General features: G+C 59.3%; 19 protein-coding genes. 9 read left to right on the plus strand and 10 right to left on the minus strand.

Going from position 1 to position 18,600, the window contains the following annotated elements:
- Window position 1 precedes the first annotated feature (1 nt).
- From Q1A20_RS13450 to Q1A20_RS13460, 3 genes are read right to left on the minus strand one after another with little or no spacing between them, the layout of a single operon-like run.
- Window positions 2-1,165 (minus strand): acyl-CoA dehydrogenase family protein, encoded by a 1,164-nt coding sequence (locus tag Q1A20_RS13450; protein ID WP_299401885.1) that lies wholly within the window; start codon window positions 1,163-1,165, stop codon window positions 2-4.
- Between the two features lie 46 nt (window positions 1,166-1,211).
- Window positions 1,212-1,418 carry a hypothetical protein gene (locus Q1A20_RS13455; RefSeq protein ID WP_299401886.1) on the minus strand — a complete coding sequence of 69 codons (207 nt, stop codon included), beginning with the start codon at window positions 1,416-1,418 and terminating at the stop codon, window positions 1,212-1,214.
- Entirely contained in the window at window positions 1,408-2,163 is a 756-nt protein-coding gene (locus tag Q1A20_RS13460) for a class II aldolase and adducin N-terminal domain-containing protein (protein WP_299401887.1), read from the minus strand. The genes Q1A20_RS13455 and Q1A20_RS13460 overlap by 11 nt, the downstream gene beginning before the upstream one ends.
- A 107-nt stretch (window positions 2,164-2,270) precedes the next feature.
- Between Q1A20_RS13460 and Q1A20_RS13465 the strand changes: the two genes are divergently transcribed.
- Entirely contained in the window at window positions 2,271-3,155 is an 885-nt protein-coding gene (locus Q1A20_RS13465; protein WP_367180901.1) for a LysR family transcriptional regulator, read from the plus strand.
- Window positions 3,156-3,157: 2 nt separating this feature from the next.
- On the opposite strand, the gene Q1A20_RS13470 is transcribed toward Q1A20_RS13465, so the two are convergent.
- On the minus strand, window positions 3,158-3,577 hold the full coding sequence (locus Q1A20_RS13470; RefSeq protein ID WP_299401888.1) for a glyoxalase: 420 nt from the start codon (window positions 3,575-3,577) through the stop codon (window positions 3,158-3,160).
- 50 nt (window positions 3,578-3,627) lie between these two features.
- Between Q1A20_RS13470 and ade the strand changes: the two genes are divergently transcribed.
- The 3 genes from ade to Q1A20_RS13485 all read left to right on the plus strand — a co-directional run bounded on the left by ade (window position 3,628) and on the right by Q1A20_RS13485 (window position 7,318).
- On the plus strand, window positions 3,628-5,430 hold the full coding sequence (gene ade, locus Q1A20_RS13475) for an adenine deaminase (protein ID WP_299917108.1): 1,803 nt from the start codon (window positions 3,628-3,630) through the stop codon (window positions 5,428-5,430).
- A complete protein-coding gene (locus tag Q1A20_RS13480; RefSeq protein ID WP_299401890.1) occupies window positions 5,427-6,890 on the plus strand; it encodes an AMP nucleosidase in 1,464 nt (487 codons plus the stop codon). The genes ade and Q1A20_RS13480 overlap by 4 nt, the downstream gene beginning before the upstream one ends.
- Window positions 6,891-7,030: 140 nt before the next feature.
- Entirely contained in the window at window positions 7,031-7,318 is a 288-nt protein-coding gene (locus Q1A20_RS13485) for an HU family DNA-binding protein (RefSeq protein ID WP_298969197.1), read from the plus strand.
- 122 nt (window positions 7,319-7,440) lie between these two features.
- On the opposite strand, the gene Q1A20_RS13490 is transcribed toward Q1A20_RS13485, so the two are convergent.
- Window positions 7,441-8,034 (minus strand): ATP-dependent Clp protease proteolytic subunit, encoded by a 594-nt coding sequence (locus Q1A20_RS13490; protein ID WP_299401891.1) that lies wholly within the window; start codon window positions 8,032-8,034, stop codon window positions 7,441-7,443.
- Window positions 8,035-8,222: 188 nt separating this feature from the next.
- Here Q1A20_RS13490 and Q1A20_RS13495 point away from each other — a divergent pair, with 188 nt between their 5' ends.
- Together Q1A20_RS13495 and Q1A20_RS13500 are read left to right on the plus strand one after the other, a co-directional pair.
- The gene (locus Q1A20_RS13495; protein ID WP_299917363.1) at window positions 8,223-9,092 is read left to right on the plus strand and encodes a DMT family transporter; all 870 of its coding nucleotides are present in this window, start codon (window positions 8,223-8,225) and stop codon (window positions 9,090-9,092) included.
- Between the two features lie 79 nt (window positions 9,093-9,171).
- Complete coding sequence (locus Q1A20_RS13500; RefSeq protein WP_299401892.1) at window positions 9,172-10,155, plus strand: GlxA family transcriptional regulator; 984 nt, start codon at window positions 9,172-9,174, stop codon at window positions 10,153-10,155.
- 25 nt (window positions 10,156-10,180) lie between these two features.
- Here the strand turns inward: Q1A20_RS13500 and Q1A20_RS13505 are convergent, their stop codons facing one another.
- Window positions 10,181-10,678 carry a glutathione peroxidase gene (locus Q1A20_RS13505; protein ID WP_299403184.1) on the minus strand — a complete coding sequence of 166 codons (498 nt, stop codon included), beginning with the start codon at window positions 10,676-10,678 and terminating at the stop codon, window positions 10,181-10,183.
- Window positions 10,679-10,838: 160 nt separating this feature from the next.
- Here Q1A20_RS13505 and msrB point away from each other — a divergent pair, with 160 nt between their 5' ends.
- The 3 genes from msrB to Q1A20_RS13520 all read left to right on the plus strand — a co-directional run bounded on the left by msrB (window position 10,839) and on the right by Q1A20_RS13520 (window position 13,989).
- Window positions 10,839-11,288: a peptide-methionine (R)-S-oxide reductase MsrB gene (gene msrB, locus Q1A20_RS13510; protein WP_299917109.1), complete on the plus strand. Its 450-nt coding sequence runs from the start codon at window positions 10,839-10,841 to the stop codon at window positions 11,286-11,288.
- The gene (gene msrA, locus Q1A20_RS13515; protein WP_299917111.1) at window positions 11,285-11,806 is read left to right on the plus strand and encodes a peptide-methionine (S)-S-oxide reductase MsrA; all 522 of its coding nucleotides are present in this window, start codon (window positions 11,285-11,287) and stop codon (window positions 11,804-11,806) included. The genes msrB and msrA overlap by 4 nt, the downstream gene beginning before the upstream one ends.
- 161 nt (window positions 11,807-11,967) lie before the next feature.
- Window positions 11,968-13,989: a methyl-accepting chemotaxis protein gene (locus tag Q1A20_RS13520; protein ID WP_299917365.1), complete on the plus strand. Its 2,022-nt coding sequence runs from the start codon at window positions 11,968-11,970 to the stop codon at window positions 13,987-13,989.
- An 18-nt stretch (window positions 13,990-14,007) separates the two neighbouring features.
- On the opposite strand, the gene Q1A20_RS13525 is transcribed toward Q1A20_RS13520, so the two are convergent.
- From Q1A20_RS13525 to mtgA, 4 genes are all read right to left on the minus strand, one after another.
- Window positions 14,008-16,014 carry a hydantoinase/oxoprolinase family protein gene (locus Q1A20_RS13525; protein ID WP_299401893.1) on the minus strand — a complete coding sequence of 669 codons (2,007 nt, stop codon included), beginning with the start codon at window positions 16,012-16,014 and terminating at the stop codon, window positions 14,008-14,010.
- A gap of 64 nt (window positions 16,015-16,078) precedes the next feature.
- Window positions 16,079-17,119, minus strand: coding sequence for a tRNA epoxyqueuosine(34) reductase QueG (gene queG, locus Q1A20_RS13530; protein WP_299917367.1), 1,041 nt, complete (start codon window positions 17,117-17,119; stop codon window positions 16,079-16,081).
- A gap of 60 nt (window positions 17,120-17,179) precedes the next feature.
- Window positions 17,180-17,845 (minus strand): glutathione S-transferase family protein, encoded by a 666-nt coding sequence (locus Q1A20_RS13535; RefSeq protein WP_298969209.1) that lies wholly within the window; start codon window positions 17,843-17,845, stop codon window positions 17,180-17,182.
- A gap of 55 nt (window positions 17,846-17,900) precedes the next feature.
- A complete protein-coding gene (gene mtgA / locus Q1A20_RS13540; RefSeq protein ID WP_299917113.1) occupies window positions 17,901-18,581 on the minus strand; it encodes a monofunctional biosynthetic peptidoglycan transglycosylase in 681 nt (226 codons plus the stop codon).
- Between the last annotated feature and the right edge of the window lie 19 nt (window positions 18,582-18,600).

Here is an 18,600-nt window from a genome sequence, read left to right on the forward strand (position 1 = left end):
CTCATGCGCCCAGCGCCCGCAGCAAATCGCGGCTGATGATATGGCGTTGAATCTCAGATGTCCCGTCCCAGATCCGCTCGACCCGCGCATCACGCCAGAACCGTTCCAGCGGATAGTCATCCATCAGTCCCATGCCGCCATGGATCTGGATCGCGGCGTCGGTTACCCGTGCCAGCATCTCCGAAGCATAGAGCTTGGCACTCGCAATCTCCCGGTTTGCAGGCAGCCCTTTGTCCAACCTATCCGCGCTGGCCAGCGTCAACAGATCTGCGGCATCGATTTCGGTGACCATATCGGCAAGCTGAAAACTGACGCCCTGAAACTTGCCTATCTTCTGGCCGAACTGCTCCCGCTCCGCGGCATAAGTCAGCGCATAGTCAAACACGCGACGCGCACGGCCCACCGACATGGTCGCAACCGTGATCCGCGTGGCATAAAGCCAAGTGTTCATCACCTCGAAACCGCCGTCCACCTCCCCAAGAACCTGCGCGTCCGGTAGCCTGCAGTCATCGAAATCGAGGATCATGTTCTTGTAGCCGCGATGGCTGACGGATTTATACCCGTCGCGGATGGTGAACCCCGGCGTGCCACGATCGACCAGAAACGCTGTGATCCGTTTTTTCGGCCCTTTTGGCGTCTGATCCTCACCGGTTGCGATGAAAACGATGATGAAATCGGCATGCTCCGCGCCCGAGATGAAGTGCTTGGTCCCGTTCACCACCCAGTCGCCGCCGTCGCGCACGGCGGCGCATTTCATGCCCCGCACATCAGATCCGGCCCCGGGTTCGGTCATCGCCAATGCGTCCATCTTCTCGCCGCGCACCGCCGGCATCAGGTAGCGCTCCACCTGTTCACCTTCACAGGCCATCAGGATGTTCTGCGGACGACCAAAGAAGTGATTGAGCGCCATGGAACCACGGCCCAACTCCCGCTCCACCAACGCAAACTCAAGGTGGTTCAGCCCCGCACAACCGACGCTTTCGGGGAAGTTGCAGGCGTAAAACCCCAACTCAAGGGTCTTGCGCTTGATCTCCTGCGCGATTTCGGCGGGCACTTCACCGGTGCGTTCGACGAGCTCTTCATGCGGGTAGATTTCGTTTTCGACAAAGCTGCGGACAGTCTCCGCAATCATCTGGTGTTCGTCAGTCAGGCCGTAGGCGGTCATGGGATCAGGTCTTTCATAAACATGGGAAAAAAGCGCAGGGATGCGCTTATCTCCCCAGACGCCGTGTGCTCGTCCAGACCGACAGATCGTCAATGACCACCCGATGCCCCATCACGTATACATCTGCTTCTTTATGCGTGCGCGCTTCATCCCGTGGGTGCAGCGGCGATTGAAACAGCGGGGTCTGCACCAGTGGCGTCGGGGGGCGGTAGTTCAGGCACCCGGCTTCCCGGGCTTCGGCGTCATTGGGCATAGGTTGACCCTTCTTCATCCAGAATGGCCTTGAGTTCCGCCAAATGACGCGCGTCCTGTTCGGGATAGGTCTCCAGCTCCTGCGCTGTCTTCTCGGCCACATCATCCGACAATACGCGCAAGGGCTGTCCGGTTTGCAGGGCCATGATATAGGTCATACAGGCCCGCTCGAAGTAATAGAGCCGGTTGAAGGTGTCCGCGACGGTGTCCCCGATGATCATGATCCCGTGGTTGCCCATGATCATGACCTTCTTTTTTGGATCATCAAAGAGTTGCGCGCAGCGCTCCCCTTCCTCTTCAAAGGCCAACCCGCCGTAGTTTTCATCGATGACATAACGATTGAAGAAGGTGCAGGCGTTCTGATCCACCGGCGGCAGGCGGCTGTCGGCCAGGGCTGCCAAAGCCGTGGCATAGGGCGAATGCACATGCATCGCGCAGCGGGCGTGGGCGCAGTGCCTGTGCAACCCGCCGTGCAACCCCCAGGCAGTCGGGTCGGGCGCATCCGGCCCTTTCAGTGTTTCCGGATCATTGGCATCCACCACGATCAGATCGGACGCCCTGATGCGCGAAAAATGCATTTGGTTGGGGTTCATCAGGAATTTGGTACCATCGTCATTGATCGCCAGGCTGAAGTGGTTTGCCACCGCCTCGTGCATGTTCAGCCGCACCGTCCAGCGGAAGGCGGCGGCAAGGTCCACGCGTTCCTGCCAGTGTTCCATATTCGGGCGCATCTCGGTCACAGACATGGGGCTTCCTCCGCTCAGGCTCGACCATATGACAACACCGCCACGCCTTGCTTGACCAACGAAAAAAACGCAATCTGTCCATAAGTTAAACTAATGCACGAGTTATAATGGCTGACTTGCCGCCCCTGAACTGGCTGCGCGCTTTTGAGGCTTCCGCCCGGAACCTCAGCTTTACCGGCGCCGCACGGGATCTGAACATGACGCAAAGTGCCGTGAGCCAGCAGATCAAATCGCTTGAGGCCTTTCTGGGGCGTCCCCTGTTTCACCGCCGAACCCGGGCGCTGGAACTGACCCAGACCGGCATCAGTTACCTGCCCGTGGTGCGCGACGCCTTTCGCACGCTGGCCCATGGCACCCGCGCGCTGACGCGGAAGGAAGGCGACGTGCTGCAGGTGCAATCCAACCTCAGCTTTGCCATTCATTGGCTGGCACCACGGCTGATCGATTTTCGCCGCAAGCATCCTGAGGTTCAGATCAACATCGAAACCGAGCTTTGGGAGCCGCGCGAGATGGCCGAGGGCGCGGATGTCGAGATCCGGTTTTCCCTGCGCCCCTCCGACCGCGTGCACGCCGAGTTGCTGCTCACGGATCACTACTATCCCGTCTGCGCGCCCGGCTATCCTGTCACGCTGGACACGCTGGCTGCACAGCCGCTCTATGATTGCTCCAACATGATGGGGACATGGGCGGTTTGGGCCGAAGAACAGGGATTGCGATGGCCCGACCCGCCGGTCACCTATGCCACCACCTATTCGGTTCCCCTGTCTGTTGCGATGACGGGAGGTGGCATGGCGCTGGGCCATGACGCCATAGCGCAGGGGCCGATCAAAGCGGGACACCTGATCGCACCTTTCGCGCATCGCGCGGAGATGCAGGAAGCCTACTATCTGATCCTATCGCCCCGCGCGCAGGAGATGAGCGCGGCAGATGCCTTTACCAGCTGGCTGAGAGCGGAAATCGCACAACAGAAAGCGGCCCGCACCTCGCCTTAGGTTCAAAGCGGACGGCTCGGCACCCAGGCGTAGCCATCGTTGCACAGGATATAAGCCTCGCGCAGGCCATGTGGTTTGTCGGTGGGCGGTTGCAGGATCATGGCACCCTGCGCTTTGGCCCGGGCGACGGCCACTTCTGGGTCGCTGTCGTAGAGGCGGATTTCGATCCCCGCCCCGCGCGGCGGGTTTTCCGGCAACAGACCCAGGAGCGGGTTTTCAGCATAGGTGCCGTCGCTGTGCAGTTGAAACACCTCTGCGCCATAGGTGATGATCGCAAAATCATCGCTCAACCGGTGCACGCCCACTGCAAAGACCGCCTCCAGAAACGCGCAGGTTGCCCGCACATCCCGCACCAACAGGTTCAGCCCGATGCCGCGCAGGCTTTTGCCGAAATCATCCGCCGAGACCGTTTCATAGTCCATCCGTTGCGCTCCCCGCTTGAACATCCCCAAAACCCGTGGCACCTAGGGACATGACGCATGCATCTTTCCCTTCATGGCCCTCATCCGCAGCTCAGCTGGTCGCCGTCGCCACGGGACGCAGCCCAGCCGATACCGTCATTCGCGCAGGCAAATGGGTCAATGTCCATACCCGCGAAATCCTGCCCGATCATGATATCGCGATTGTCGCCGGGCGCATTGCCTGCGTGGTGCCCGATGCCTCTCATTGTCTGGGTCCTGAAACGCAGATGATCGAGGCCGATGGCCGCTACATGATCCCCGGCCTGTGCGACGGGCATATGCATATTGAATCCGGCATGCTGACCCCGGCGGAATTCGCCCGTGCGGTGATCCCGCATGGCACGACCAGCATGTTCACCGACCCGCATGAGATTGCCAATGTACTGGGCCTCGACGGCGTGCGCATGATGCATGATGAGGCGTTGATGCAGCCGGTGAATATCTTCACCCAGATGCCCTCCTGCGCGCCTTCGGCGCCGGGGATGGAGACGACAGGGTTTGAAATCACGGCTGAAGATGTCGCCGAGGCGATGCAATGGCCGGGGATCATTGGATTGGGCGAGATGATGAATTTCCCCGGCGTATCCAATGCCGATTCAAAAATGCTGGCCGAGATGGCAGCAACGCAAAACGCAGACAAAACCGTGGGTGGGCATTATGCCTCGCCCGATCTGGGGCCCGCCTTTGCGGGCTATGTGGCGGGCGGCCCGGCGGATGATCACGAAGGCACTTGCGAGGCCGATGCGATTGCGCGGATGCGGCAGGGCATGCGGTCGATGATCCGCCTGGGCTCAGCCTGGTATGACGTGGAAAGCCAGATCACCGCGATCACCGAAAAGGGCCTCGATCCGCGCAACATGATCCTCTGCACAGATGACAGCCACTCCGGCACGCTGGTGAATGACGGGCATATGAACCGCGTGGTGCGCCACGCCATCGACTGCGGCTGCGACCCGCTGGTGGCACTGCAGATGGCCACGATCAATACGGCCACGCATTTCGGGCTGGAACGCGAGATCGGCTCCCTGACGCCCGGCAGGCGGGCCGACGTGATCCTGACATCCGACCTGAAAACCCTACCCATCGAGACCGTGATCGCCCGCGGCCAGATCGTCGCGGAAAATGGCACCTGCCTCGTTGAGTGCCCGCATTACGACTGGCCCTCCGCGGCGCGACAGACCGTGCACTTGGGCAAGACCCTCGCCGCAGATGATTTCACGATCGCGGCGCCCACGGGGGCCAATGCCGTACGCGCCAATGTCATCGGCGTGGTAGAGAACCAAGCGCCTACCAAAGCGCTGCAGTTCGAACTACCGGTCACCGAAGGCCACGTGCAGGCCACGGGTGAGGTCTGCCAGATCGCGCTGGTCGAGCGCCATCGCGCCACTGGAAAGGTTACCAACGCCTTTGTGTCCGGCTTCGGCTATGACGGGCCGATGGCCATGGCCTCCACGGTGGCTCATGACAGCCACCATATGATCGTTGTGGGGACCGATGCCGATCATATGGCGATGGCCGCGAACCGGCTGGGCACGGTCGGCGGCGGTATCGTGATCTTCAAAGACGGTGCCGAGCTGGCGCTGGTAGAGCTGCCCATCGCGGGCCTCATGTCCGACCGTCCGGCGGCGGACGTCGCAGCCAAAGCCGACCAGATGATGCAGGCCATGCGCGCCTGTGGCTGCACCCTAAACAATGCCTTTATGCAGCACTCGCTGCTGGCGCTCGTCGTCATCCCCGAGCTGCGCATCTCCGACCTCGGATTGGTCGATGTCCGCAGCTTTGAATTCATTCCCGTGGTGGAACCCCTCTCATGACCGATATCCTGACCCCCGATGCCCCAGCGGCCGAAGAATTCCTCGATGCCAAAGCCGCCGTCGCGCGATTGGAGGCGCTCTATACCCAGGCCACCGAGTTTCTGTGCAGCCATTTCATGAAGGCGATGTCAGACGGCGCACCCGCCGCGCGGATCCGGGCGTTTTATCCCGAAGTGCTGTTCAAGACCTCCAGCTATGCGCAGGTCGACACCCGCCTCAGCTTCGGTCATGTCTCCGCGCCGGGCAGTTTCCGCGCCACGATCACCCGGCCCGACCTTTTCCGCAGCTACCTGACCCAGCAGATTGGCCTGCTCATCGAAAACCACGGCCAGCCGGTCAGTATTGGCGCCTCTGCCACCCCGATGCCGGTCCATTTCGCCGTGGCCCATGATGCCAGCATGACCGTCCCGCAAGAAGGCGCGGCGGATTTCACGCTGCGCGACGTCTTTGACGTGCCGGACCTGACCACCACGAACGATGACATCGTGAATGGTACCTATGTGTCGCCAGATGGTATCGGGCCGCTCGCCCCCTTCACCGCGCAACGGGTGGATTATTCTCTGGCCCGGCTTTCGCATTACACGGCGACGGACGCCGCGCATTTCCAGAATCATGTGCTCTTTACCAACTACCAGTTCTATGTGGCCGAGTTTGAAAGCTACGCCCGCGCGCAACTGGATGACCCGCAATCGGGCTACACCGCTTTTGTCTCGACCGACAACGCCACGATCACCGCCGGGGACGCGCCGCTGGCCGCCCCGGTCAAGACGCCACAGATGCCGACCTACCATCTGAAACGCGAAGATGGGTCTGGTATTACGCTGGTGAACATCGGTGTGGGTCCCTCCAACGCCAAAACTGCGACGGACCACATTGCCGTGCTGCGTCCGCACGCTTGGCTGATGGTCGGGCATTGTGCGGGATTGCGGAATTCCCAGGCGCTGGGGGATTTTGTGCTCGCCCATGCCTATCTGCGTGAAGATCACGTGCTGGACGATGACCTGCCCGTCTGGGTGCCGATCCCGGCGCTGGCGGAAATTCAGATCGCGCTGGAGCAGGCCGTGGCGCAGGTGACCAACCTGGAAGGCTACGAGTTGAAACGCATCATGCGCACGGGCACGGTTGCCACCCACGACGACCGCAACTGGGAGCTGCGCGACCAGTCCGGCCCGGTGCAGCGGCTCAGCCAGTCCCGCGCCGTCGCACTGGATATGGAAAGCGCTACGATCGCCGCCAATGGCTACCGGTTCCGCGTCCCCTATGGCACGCTGCTCTGTGTCTCCGACAAGCCTTTGCACGGCGAATTGAAGCTCCCGGGCATGGCCTCTGACTTCTACAAAACGCAGGTCGCGCGGCATTTGATGATCGGAATTCACGCGATGGAACATCTGCGCACCATGCCGCTGGAGCGCATCCACAGTCGGAAATTACGCTCCTTTGAGGAGACAGCCTTCCTTTGAGACCGGAAAACCCAATAAAATAGGTTAATTTTGCATGTTTTTCCTTGCATTGCTCTACTAATCGTTGTGTTCATACACAACATCCGGGTAGATTTCGGTTATGAGGCCCTACTGTTCGGGCAGCGAAGGAGAATAAGAACATGGCAAAACCAATGACAAAGACACAACTCGTCGCGGCACTGGCCGATGAAATGGGTGGTGACAAGAAGTCTGCAGGTGCGGCGCTGGAAGCGGTCTGCAACCTGATCACACGTGAAGTTTCCGGCGGTGGTGCTGTCACCCTGCCCGGCGTTGGCAAAATCTACTGCCGCGAACGCCCGGAGCGCATGGTGCGGAACCCTGCCACTGGCGAGCAATTCAAAAAAGACGCGGACAAGGTGGTCAAAATGACCATCGCCAAAGCGCTCAAGGACAGCGTGAACGGCTAATTGCCGGTCATGTGAGACTACGTCAGGGTCGCCTTCGGGCGACCCTTTTTTGTGCGTTGAGCCGGGGTTTCCAAGGACCGGGTACCGGGGCAAATGCCCCGCCCGATACCCGCAGCGTTTTGTCAGGACAGCTCGTTTATCGACGAAACCACCCGCCCGACCAGGCCATAATCCAGCGCTTCCTGTGTCGTCAGCCAGAAATCGCGACGGATATCGGCTTCGATCTTTTCGCGTGTCTGGCCGGTGGCCGCTGCGAAAAGCGAATAAAAGCGTTCCGTCATGATGCGGATTTGCTCTGCCTGAATCATCATGTCGGTGGCCTGCCCACCGATGCCGCCCCGCGGTTGGTGCAACAGAAACCGTGTGTTGGGCAGGCAATAGCGGTTCTCCTGCGCGGCACCGACAAAGATGAGCGCACCGGCACTGGCCACCCAACCCGACCCGATGGTCCGCACGGTGGGGCGGATGAATTTGATGACGTCATGCACCATATCACCGCTTTCCACATGCCCGCCTGGCGACGAGATATAGACATTGATCGGATCGTCGCTTTCCTCGGCCAGCGCCAGCAGATGGGTTACCGTGCGCTGCGCCAGCTTGTCGGTGATCTCACCGGTGATGATCACATTGCGGCTTTTGAAAAACAGCGCCTCAATGCGCCCGTCACCGGGCTTTTCAGGCTCCTGACTTGTGTCGTCGAGCATCTTTTCGGACATGGCAGTTCTCCGCAAAATTAAACCTATGCGGGAAGTCTAGCCAGCTCTGCAGGATTGTCCATCGACCGCGTGACATTGCTTTGCGCTGATGGGGCGACATGGCGCATCCGCTTACCCGGATCCGCGCCTTGCCCTTGCCGGGGATTTGGGAAATGGTCCGCCGCGCAGGCAGGCACGAAAGGCACCCCATGGACATACGCGCGATACTTGCCGGGCTGGCCTTTGCCCTGATGTGGTCTTCTGCCTTTACCTCGGCGCGGATCATCGTGGCCGATGCCACGCCCTTGGCGGCGTTGACCCTGCGCTACCTGATTTCCGGGCTGCTGGGTGTGGCGATTGCGCGGATGCTGGGCCAGACGTGGCATCTGACGCGCGCGCAATGGCGCGCCACCATCATTTTCGGCGTGCTGCAAAATGCGGTCTACCTGGGTCTGAACTTCGTGGCGATGCAGACCATCGAAGCCTCCTTCGCCGCCATTATCGCCTCCACCATGCCGCTGCTTGTCGCGCTCGCGGGCTGGGTTTTTCTGCAAGAGGGCCTGAAGCCGCTCAGCATCGTGGGCCTGGTTGCCGGTGTGATTGGGGTAGGGCTGATCATGGGCGCGCGGATCACCGGGGGGGTCGATCTCTTTGGTTTGATGCTCTGCGGTATTGGTGTCATTGCGCTGACGATTGCGACACTGTCGGTCCGGGGCGCCACCTCTGGCGGCAACTATCTGATGATTGTCGGATTGCAGATGCTGGTGGGCTGCATCGCGCTGGCCATCGCCACAGCACTCTTTGAAACCCCCGCATTTACGCCAAGCTGGCCTCTGGCTGCGGCCTTCGCCTACACCACCCTTGTGCCGGGGTTGGCGGCAACCTTTGTCTGGTTCTGGCTGGTCAACCGTATCGGCGCCACCCGCGCCGCCACCTTTCATTTTCTCAACCCCTTCTTCGGGGTGGCCATTGCCGCGTTGCTTCTGGGCGAGAGCCTTGGGGCGCGGGATGCTTTGGGTGTTGCCATCATCACGCTTGGCATTCTGGCCGTCCAGCTCTCCCGGCAGTCCAAGGGCTGATTTCTCCTCTTCACGTGCAAGAGAATTTGGGTAGTGTATTTTTCAGCCCGCCCGGCGGCCAGTCTCGGACCCATGAAACATGACCCTTCAGGACGCTCCAAAACCATATGCATTTGTGCTGGTGCCGGGATATTCGCAACTGGGGTTCGCCTGCGCGCTGGAAGCCCTCAGCCTGGCCAACCGGCATCCCTCATGCAAAACCTACTATCACTGGCGGCTGCTGAGCGAAACCGGAGAGCCCGTCGCCGCCTATAACGGCATGACCACGAATGTCGACGGGCCGCTGGATGAGCTCGACCGCCATGAAACCATCGTGATTTGCGCGGGCGAAGACGTCAGCAACGGGGTCAGCAAGGCATTGTTAAATTGGCTGCGCCGCGAGGTGCGCCGCGGGATGGATTTCGGAGCGCTGTCCTCAGGCACCTATATTCTGGCGCTGGCTGGGTTGCTGTCCGGCAAACGGGTGACAACCCATTGGGAATACCGCGCGGCCCTGACCGAAGTGCTGCCCGACGTCATCATGGAAGATGCGATTTTCACCATCGACGGGCGTGTCTTCACAACTGCGGGCGGGGCCGCATCCATGGACATGATGCTGGAGCGGATCAGGGCGGATTATGGCGCTGATCTTGCGAAATGGGTGGCCGATCAGATGGTCTATACCGATCCGCGGCTGCCGGATCACGCGCAGCGCATGACGCTGCAAGCGCGCACGCAGGTGCGCAACGGCAAGCTCGCTATGGCCATGCAGATCATGGACAACAACATCGAGGACCCGCTGACCCCGGATGAGATATCGCAGGTGATCGGTCTGTCGACGCGGCAATTGGAGCGCCTTTTTGCCAAATATGTCGGCATATCACCGAAACGGCATTACCTGCGCCTGCGGCTTGAAAAGGCGCGCGATCTTTTAAGGCAAACCGATTTTTCCGTCACGGACGTCTGTATCGCCTGCGGATTTAAATCGCTCTCGCATTTTTCCAAAAGCTACCGTGCTGCCTATGGGATCAGCCCCGGTCTTGAGGGCGGTAGCAGCAAACTGGTGTGGCGCGGCGGGATCTAAAGCCGGGCACATGGCCCAGAGGCACCTAGTTCAGCAGGCCTTCAATGGCGCTGGTGATCTTTGGCGATTGCGGCTTTGTGGCCGATCCCCAGGTTGCGACAACCGCGCCATCCGGTCCGACCAGCACCTTGTTGAAATTCCAGCGCGGCGCAAATCCGGTTTCATCGGCCACCTCGCGGTAAAACGGGTGGGCATCAGACCCTTTGACCCGTGTGATATCCGTCATGGGCAAGTCCAGGCCAAAGGTCATCTCGCAGAACTCTTTCACTTCTGCGGCGCTGCCAAGTTCCTGGTTGAAATCATCAGATGGGACCGCCAGCACCACCAACCCCTGATCGCGGTAGGTATCATAGAGCGCCTGCAACCCTTCGTATTGGCCGGTGAAGCCGCATTGCGACGCGGTATTGACAACCAGCACAGGCTGGCCCGCCCAGTCGGACGTGTTCAGTGTGCCGCCGTCAATCGATGCAAAGCTGTGCGCCGAGATGCCAGCCACCGCAGTTGTGGCGGACATCAGGCCCATGAGTAGTGCAAAAAGACGTGTCATCGAATGCTCCTCATCGTTACGATTACACATATAGGGCGTCTGTCGGCCAAGACACGTCTGTGTGCACGAATGAGTTTCCCCTTTAATTCAGCCGCTTTTGACCCATTTACTAGGCAAAGGACAAAAGGAGTGTCTCATGCCCAAATATGAGAAAACCGACGCGGCGATATCGAAGCTGTCGCTGGAGGAATATCGCGTCACCCAGCAAAACGGGACAGAACGCCCCGGCACCGGCCCGTTGCTGAACAATAAGGAGCCGGGCATCTATGTGGATATTGTATCGGGCGAGCCTCTCTTCGCCTCTGCGGATAAATACGAAAGCGGCTGCGGCTGGCCCAGTTTCACCAAACCCATTGAGCCCGCCCATGTCACGGAATTGCGCGATGCGACCATGGGCATGATCCGCACCGAGGTCCGCTCAACCCATGGCGACAGCCATTTGGGCCACGTATTTCCCGATGGCCCGCGTGACCGCGGGGGGCTGCGCTACTGCATCAACTCCGCCTCTTTGCGGTTCGTACACCGTGACGACATGGTGGCCGAAGGATACGGCGATTACATCGATCAAGTGGAGGACGTGGCATGAGCCATCAACGTGCAGTTCTGGCAGGAGGATGTTTCTGGGGCATGCAGGATCTGATCCGCAAGCGCGCAGGTGTAATTTCGACGCGGGTCGGCTACACCGGTGGCGATGTGCCGAATGCGACCTATCGCAACCACGGCACCCATGCCGAGGGGATCGAAATCATCTTCGACCCGGAGGTTGTCAGCTATCGTGAGCTCCTGGCGCTCTTCTTTCAAATCCATGATCCGACGACACCGAACCGCCAGGGCAATGACATCGGCCTCAGCTACCGGTCTGCCATCTATTATGTCGATGACGCGCAGCATCAGATGGCGCTGGAAACGATCGCGGATGTGGAGGCGTCCGGGCTTTGGCCGGGTAAGGTTGTCACCGAGGTTGAGCCGGTAGGGGCCTTTTGGGAGGCAGAGCCGGAACATCAGGACTACCTTGAGCGCATTCCGAACGGTTATACCTGCCACTTCCCGCGCGCCGATTGGGTGCTGCCCAAACGCGAACAGGGCACCCAGGCGGCCGAATAGTCCGGGCGATTACTCGGTCAAAAAAGGGCGGGCAGCGGTACCTGTAAAGAGGTTCTTAAGCCTACTTGTCCTACACCTTCTGATACGTGAATCAGGAGGCTCCCATGGCATCATTCTTCGGACTCAAAACCCGCAAACAAGAAGAAACCAACGAATCAAGGATGCTCTTGAGTGCACTGGAGACAAGCCACGCAATGCTGTGGCTTGACCCCGACGGCGTGATCAACGACGCCAACACGGTGTTCTGTGAGCTCATGGGATATGCGAAAGACGAGGTCATCGGCCAGCGTGAGGCGATGTTTCTCGACCAGGATGACCCGTCACATCAGGATTACACGACGATCGCGGCGAGCCTCGCACAGGGAGAAGTGCATGCCGAAACGGTGCGACATGCTGCCAAAAGCGGCAAAGAAGTCTGGCTTGCGGCCACCTATCTGCCGATCACGGATGCGCAGGGTGATCTCGTAAAAATCGTTAAAATCGCACGAGAGGTAACGGATAGCAGGGCGACCTCGTCACCGGAAACCGAACGAATGGTCAGCCAGATGGAGGCATTCACCCGCGTTCAAGGGAAGGTCGTCTACGATCTTGACGGCACAATTGTCGAAGCGAACCAGCAGTTTCTGGACACGCTGGGGTATTCCGAGGCCGAACTGGTGGGGCAAAAGCATCAGATCTTGCTGAATCCTATCCATGCAAAAACGGATGAGAGCGCGAAATTCTGGGCTGATGTCTCTGGCGGTAAATTCGTCTCCGGCCGGTTCGAACGTCACACCAAAGATGGCCAGCAAAAATGGCTGCAATGCGGCTACGCGCCGATCCTTGACGCCGACGGGATACAAACCGGCATCGTCGAACTTGCCTTTGACGTTTCTGATCGTCGTCGGTCGAACGAAATGGTGGATGCAATCAGCCGGGTGCAGGCCTGTATCGAATTCACGCCAAGTGGCGAAATCATGACCGCGAACGAACTGTTTCTGAATACGGTCGGTTACACATTGGATGAAATCAAGGGCAAACATCACAACATTTTTATGCCGGATGATCAGGTTAACGGCGATGAATACGCGACGTTCTGGGATCGTTTGGCAGCTGGCGAAATCATTGCCGGCGAAATCAAGCGCAAATGCAAAGATGGCTCTGAGGCCTGGCTGGTGGCGTCGTATAACCCGATCTTGGGGCCCGACGGAAAGCCCTACAAGATCGTGAAATACGCGCAGAACATCTCAAACCGCAAATCGGCGATTGCCGCATTGCAAAATGCGCTATCACGACTTTCAGAGGGGGATCTCAGTGCGGGGATCACCGAAGAATTCTCAGATGATTACGAAGAACTGCGCCAGGATTTCAACCGCACGCAATCGCGTCTCAAGGAGACGATTCAAAGCGTTTTGCGCAGCAACGACGAGATCAGATCCGGCACGCAGGAGATCACAAACGCTTCCAAAGAGCTGAGCCGTCGCACCGAGGATCAGGCTGCCGCATTGGAGGAGTCATCGGCTGCCATCACGGAAATGGCGGCATCTGTGAAATCGACGGCGGAAATTGCGGAGAACACTCGGACATTGGTCGACAAAACCAAATCCCGCGCTACCGCAGGCTCAGGGGTGATGAGCGAGGCGCGCAGTGCAATGGATGCGATCTCGAACAGCTCGTCCGAAATCTCCAACATCACAACCGTCATTGACGATATCGCTTTCCAGACAAATCTCCTCGCGCTCAACGCAGGCGTCGAGGCCGCGCGGGCAGGCGAAGCCGGACGTGGGTTTGCGGTGGTGGCCTCAGAAGTGCGTGCCCTGGCGCAACGCTCGTCCGAAGCGGCGACGCAGATTGCAAGCCTGATCGCCACATCAGCGAACCAGGTTGAGGAAGGTGTGGCGCTTGTCTCCAAAACTGGCGAAGCACTCTCCGAAATCGATGGCTTTGTCTCTGATGTCGCGAAAATGGTGGGCGACATTGCATCCGCCGCAAAGGAACAATCAAGCGGCCTGGAAGAAATCACCACCTCCATCAGCAATCTGGACGATGTCACGCAAAAGAATGCAGCGATGTTCGAAGAAACAAATGCCGCAACACAATTGCTGGCAAACGAAGTGATGTCATTGGGGCAAATCACATCATCTTTCAAAATTCTTCCGGGCGAAAAAGAATACGCAATGGATCACCAAAAACTGGCCTCCTGAGCCCTTGATGCACCGGTGCTAGCCAGACGCCACGCGCGGCCGACCCGCGGCCTCAACCGTCAGAACGGCTTCGACAAAAACATTGCGCGCCTCGACGCCTGCGGTGCGTATATCTTTTGTGACGCTAAACTGGATATCAGCGGCACCTGCGGCAAGCGCATGATCACGCGCCTCGTTCCTTAACGTGTTTTCCAGCAGTTGCATCGCTGCATCCTGGGTGGTCAGATCCTGTGGCCCGGTCTCTAGATGCACGCGGAACTTTCCTTCGCTGGGTGATGTTATTGTGCCGGTCCGACGCATTGTCACACGGCCCACCACCGCGCCGATGGCATTAGCCACATCAGCGTGGCGCGGCAAAATCATTTCCGTGCCAAGGACTGCCCCGGCAGCGGGGTAATAACTCCCCGCCGACGCACCCAAACCCACCACAGGCACGTTTAAACCTGTATTCAATCGAACCAGATCGGCGCGCGCGGACAATCCGCGTTGCATCAATTCATGACGCGCCAACTCCTGCGGTTCAGATGCAAATGGCTCAGCTTCCTCCGCGAAGGCAGCTTCCAGCAATGCCAATACCGTCTGCTGCGTGAGTTGATTGACAACCATCTCGGCCATTGATGTTGCATCAACGGCCAGCACATTTCCCGAACCCGTCCGCTTCCGGGCAAGCAGACCCAGTGCTTTTTCAGCAGCAGCCTGGTCCCAAACAGCGGTCTTTCCCAGAATATGACTTGCGTCGGAGGGGGTGACTCCCGACATCTGGATCAACCCATGCGCCATCAGACGCTGCAAAGCACCCTGTTCTATTCTGGCTCGCTGCACATCTGCCAGCGGGCGAACGCCCGTGCCGATCCGTTGCAGCAGGACCATTTCGCGCGTACCAAGACCTTCGTGACTGCCACCCGCAACCACCTGCACAAAGCGCGCATCGTGCTCTCCCGGTACGGAAGCGCGCAATTGTTGGTCGAGGGTAGCATGCACGATGTCGGGGGCTTGTGTCGCAAGCAGTGAGATCGGCAAAACCCGGCGCGGACCAAGGTTCAGGCCACCGCTGAGACCGTCGGCAACGACATGAACTTCGCTATCGCCGCCCAGCCCGGTGGTGCGCATGGCGACGGCCTCAACCATCGTGCGGTAGGGACCGACACGCGCGCCCGCTGGATCAATTGAAGGCTTTCCATCTTTGAGCAGCGCAATATCCGTCGTCGTCCCGCCAATATCACTGACCAATGCGCGATCCGCCCCGGTCAGCCAACGTGCGCCAACGATCGAGGCCGCGGGACCGCTCAGGATTGTCTCAATGGGCCGCGCGCGCGCCTGATCCGCGGAGATCAACGCGCCATCTCCGCGCACGACCATCATCGGTGCTGTGATTTCCAGGTCTTTCAGGACCTGCTCCGCACGACCAATCAGCCGGTCAATCATGCCGATGAGCCGCGCATTCAAAACAGCGGTCATCGCGCGTTTTGGTCCATTCAACCGGGCAGACAGCTGATGCGATGCGGAAACCGGCCTGTCGGTGATCTCCGCCACCAGTTCAGCCGCACGCAATTCATGTGCCGGGTTCCGGGTGGCAAATTGCGCAGCGACAGCAAACCCACTGACATCGTTTTTGTGATGAAGCAAAAACGCGGTGATTGCCGCCTCATCCAACGCGACGACCTCAGCGCCCGCATGATCATGCCCTCCGGCACAGACAAGACAGGGGTCGCCGTTCAGCGCATCGCTCAGCCCATGTGCGGCCAGGTCGCGCTCGCGAAACCCGATGTAGATCAATGCCACGCGACCGCCCTGTCCCTCGACAAGTGCATTCGTCGCCAGAGTGGTGGACAAAGACGCCATGGACACATCGGCAGCAGGTATTTTCGACGCCTTCAGGACGGCACTGACGGCTGCGCCCACGCCAATGGCAAGATCGTCTTTCGTGGTCAGCGCCTTGGCCGAGGCGATGACGGTCTTCTCATCTCTGACCAGCACCGCATCCGTATATGTGCCACCCGTGTCGACCCCCAGCAATATTGCCATGACGCGTCCTCCTATCGCGTTCCGGGGTGTAGACGGGTTTGCCGAATTTGCCAGCCTTTTTCGGTCATTGTGTGTCCAGTTGCGCCACCGCCCATGTGGCGGCATCCGCAACCGCGGCATCCGGATCCCCAATGAGGTCCGCCGCGGCGCTCCGCAATTCGGGCAGACCTGAATTCCCGATCGCATACAGAACGTTGCGCACAAAACGATCCCGGCCGATTCGCTTGATCGGGGAGCCAGAAAACAACGCGCGAAAGGCTGCATCGTCCAGCTGGGCAAGGTCGGCCAAGGCAGGGGTCTTGAGATCGTCGCGCGCATGAAGCCGGACATCCCGCGCCGCGACTGCAAATTTGTTCCAGGGGCAAACGGCCAGGCAGTCATCGCACCCGTAGATGCGATTTCCCATAGGTTTACGCAGGTTTTCAGGCACCGGGCCCTTGTGCTCAATCGTTAGGTAAGAAATGCACTTCCGTGCATCCAGTTGATAAGGGGCCGGAAAGGCATCTGTGGGGCATACATCCAGACACGCCCGGCATGACCCGCAGTGGTCGATCTCGGCTGGATCGGTTGGCAACTCCAGCGTCGTGAATATCGCGCCGAGAAAGGCCCAATTGCCCCAATCCCGGCTTACAAGGTTGGTATGCTTGCCTTGCCACCCCAATCCGGATGCTGCACCCAAGGCTTTCTCGGGCACCGGCGCGGTGTCGACAAAGACCTTCACCTCGGCGGCATCCCCCGCTTCGGCGATCACCCAACGGGCCAATCGTTTCAAACGCTTTTTGACCACATCATGATAGTCTCGCCCCTGTGCATAGACCGAAACCGCCCCGCGATCAGGATGCGCAAGAATGGCCAGCGGATCCTGTTTTGGGGTATAGCTCTCCGCCAGCATGATGACGGAACGCGCCTCCGGCCAGAGCGCCGCGGGATTGCCACGCCAGGTCATGCGATCAGCCATCCAGGTCATCTGCCCGTGGAACCCGGCGTCCACGAATGCCGCCAATCGCTTGGGCACTTCCGGCACAGCGTCGGGGCGACAAATCCGGCACGCCACAAAACCGATGGTATCGGCTTCCTTAATCAGACGTTCTTTCAGATTGTGCATCATTGCCTTTGACCGAACGCACCCAACAACATTCCGGGCGCAGTACAGCGAACCATTCGATCAAAAATCGAGGTCATTGTAGTGTTTCGGCGGCGGAAATCCTGGCACCTGATCCGCCAAAATGGACCGAAACGCCGGGCGGGATTTGATTTTGGCGTACCAATCCTTGACGACCTCGGAGCGGTTCCAATCCACATCGGAGATGTAATCCAGAGCGCTCAAGTGCGATGCGGCAGCGAAATCCGCCAACGTCATCACATCGCCAGCCAGCCAACGCCGGTGATCAAGCAGCCATGTCATGTAGTCCAGGTGATACTTGATCGCCTTCGCGCCCGCTTTGACGTTGCCGCTGTCGGGGTAGCCCTTGCCCATGACCTTCTTGTTGACCCGTTCATAGAGCAGTTTGGAGGTCACCTCGTGGTGAAACTTGTCATCGAACCAGTTCACCAAACGGCGCACTTCCAGCCGTGCCACCGGGTCCTTGGGCATCAACGCGGGCTCGGGCCGCGTTTCCTCGATGTATTCACAAATCGCGCTGCTCTCGGCCATCATGATGCCGTCCAGCCGCAAAACGGGTACTTTGGCTGCCGGATTGCGGCGCAGGAAATCCGCATCCTCTTCCCAATACCGTTCTTCAACCAGTTCAACCTCCACCTTCTTTTCAGCAAGGCTCAGGCGAACCTTGCGACAGAATGGGGACAAAGGGACATGAAACAGGCGCGCCATGGGAAATTCCGGTTAAATGGTGATCGTTATTCAATGCCCGCAACGGCCTGCGGATTCAACTCTCGAAACAGGCGGATCGGCCATCTTTGCCGATTGTCGCTGCTCCGGACAGGATTGAACGTGTCCTTTTACGTACAAAATCTGAGGGGCGGCTGGCCGAGCGGCCCTTGGGATCCGGCAGGATCGCTGCAAGTCGCGCCGCCTGAACATCGGATAACTGATCTGGCGCGACGCCGAAATAATGCCGCGCGGCCGCCTTCACGCCAAACACGCCCTCATCGAATTCGGCGACATTCAGATAGACCTCGACAATCCGTTCCTTGGACCAGACCGCTTCCAACACAGGGGTGAGCAGCGCCTCAAACGCCTTGCGGGTGTAATTTCGCCCGTGCCAGAGGTAGACATTTTTCACCGTTTGCTGGCTGATCGTAGAGGCGCCGCGATTGCCGCCATCCGCGATGGCCTTCTTGATCGCTGGCAGATCAAATCCCCAATGCTGGCAAAAATTCGCATCCTCTGCCGCCACAACAGCGCGCGCCATGGTCGGCGTCACATCGGACAGGGCCACCCATTCCTGAGAGACACCACCGAGCCGCCGGGATTCTGAAAGCATGTAAGGCGTTGTGGGCGGGTTCAACACGCTGCCCAGGCCAATTAGGGCAAAGACAATCAATGCAACAGCCAGAAGGCCACGAAACAGGTATCGCCTCGCCCGTTTCAGGGGTGCCTGCCACATTGGCGAAGATTTTCGAGAC

This window comes from uncultured Roseobacter sp., from assembly GCF_947501835.1.
Classification (GTDB): Bacteria; Pseudomonadota; Alphaproteobacteria; order Rhodobacterales; family Rhodobacteraceae; genus Roseobacter.

Coding starts and splice junctions, on each gene's coding strand:
- Q1A20_RS13450 (WP_299401885.1), bottom strand. CDS start 1,165: ATGACCGCCTACGGCCTGACTGACGAACACCAGATGATTGCGGAGACT.
- Q1A20_RS13455 (WP_299401886.1), bottom strand. CDS start 1,418: ATGCCCAATGACGCCGAAGCCCGGGAAGCCGGGTGCCTGAACTACCGC.
- Q1A20_RS13460 (WP_299401887.1), bottom strand. CDS start 2,163: ATGTCTGTGACCGAGATGCGCCCGAATATGGAACACTGGCAGGAACGC.
- Q1A20_RS13465 (WP_367180901.1), top strand. CDS start 2,271: ATGGCTGACTTGCCGCCCCTGAACTGGCTGCGCGCTTTTGAGGCTTCC.
- Q1A20_RS13470 (WP_299401888.1), bottom strand. CDS start 3,577: ATGGACTATGAAACGGTCTCGGCGGATGATTTCGGCAAAAGCCTGCGC.
- ade (WP_299917108.1), top strand. CDS start 3,628: ATGACGCATGCATCTTTCCCTTCATGGCCCTCATCCGCAGCTCAGCTG.
- Q1A20_RS13480 (WP_299401890.1), top strand. CDS start 5,427: ATGACCGATATCCTGACCCCCGATGCCCCAGCGGCCGAAGAATTCCTC.
- Q1A20_RS13485 (WP_298969197.1), top strand. CDS start 7,031: ATGGCAAAACCAATGACAAAGACACAACTCGTCGCGGCACTGGCCGAT.
- Q1A20_RS13490 (WP_299401891.1), bottom strand. CDS start 8,034: ATGTCCGAAAAGATGCTCGACGACACAAGTCAGGAGCCTGAAAAGCCC.
- Q1A20_RS13495 (WP_299917363.1), top strand. CDS start 8,223: ATGGACATACGCGCGATACTTGCCGGGCTGGCCTTTGCCCTGATGTGG.
- Q1A20_RS13500 (WP_299401892.1), top strand. CDS start 9,172: ATGACCCTTCAGGACGCTCCAAAACCATATGCATTTGTGCTGGTGCCG.
- Q1A20_RS13505 (WP_299403184.1), bottom strand. CDS start 10,678: ATGGGCCTGATGTCCGCCACAACTGCGGTGGCTGGCATCTCGGCGCAC.
- msrB (WP_299917109.1), top strand. CDS start 10,839: ATGCCCAAATATGAGAAAACCGACGCGGCGATATCGAAGCTGTCGCTG.
- msrA (WP_299917111.1), top strand. CDS start 11,285: ATGAGCCATCAACGTGCAGTTCTGGCAGGAGGATGTTTCTGGGGCATG.
- Q1A20_RS13520 (WP_299917365.1), top strand. CDS start 11,968: ATGCTCTTGAGTGCACTGGAGACAAGCCACGCAATGCTGTGGCTTGAC.
- Q1A20_RS13525 (WP_299401893.1), bottom strand. CDS start 16,014: ATGGCAATATTGCTGGGGGTCGACACGGGTGGCACATATACGGATGCG.
- queG (WP_299917367.1), bottom strand. CDS start 17,119: ATGCACAATCTGAAAGAACGTCTGATTAAGGAAGCCGATACCATCGGT.
- Q1A20_RS13535 (WP_298969209.1), bottom strand. CDS start 17,845: ATGGCGCGCCTGTTTCATGTCCCTTTGTCCCCATTCTGTCGCAAGGTT.
- mtgA (WP_299917113.1), bottom strand. CDS start 18,581: ATGTGGCAGGCACCCCTGAAACGGGCGAGGCGATACCTGTTTCGTGGC.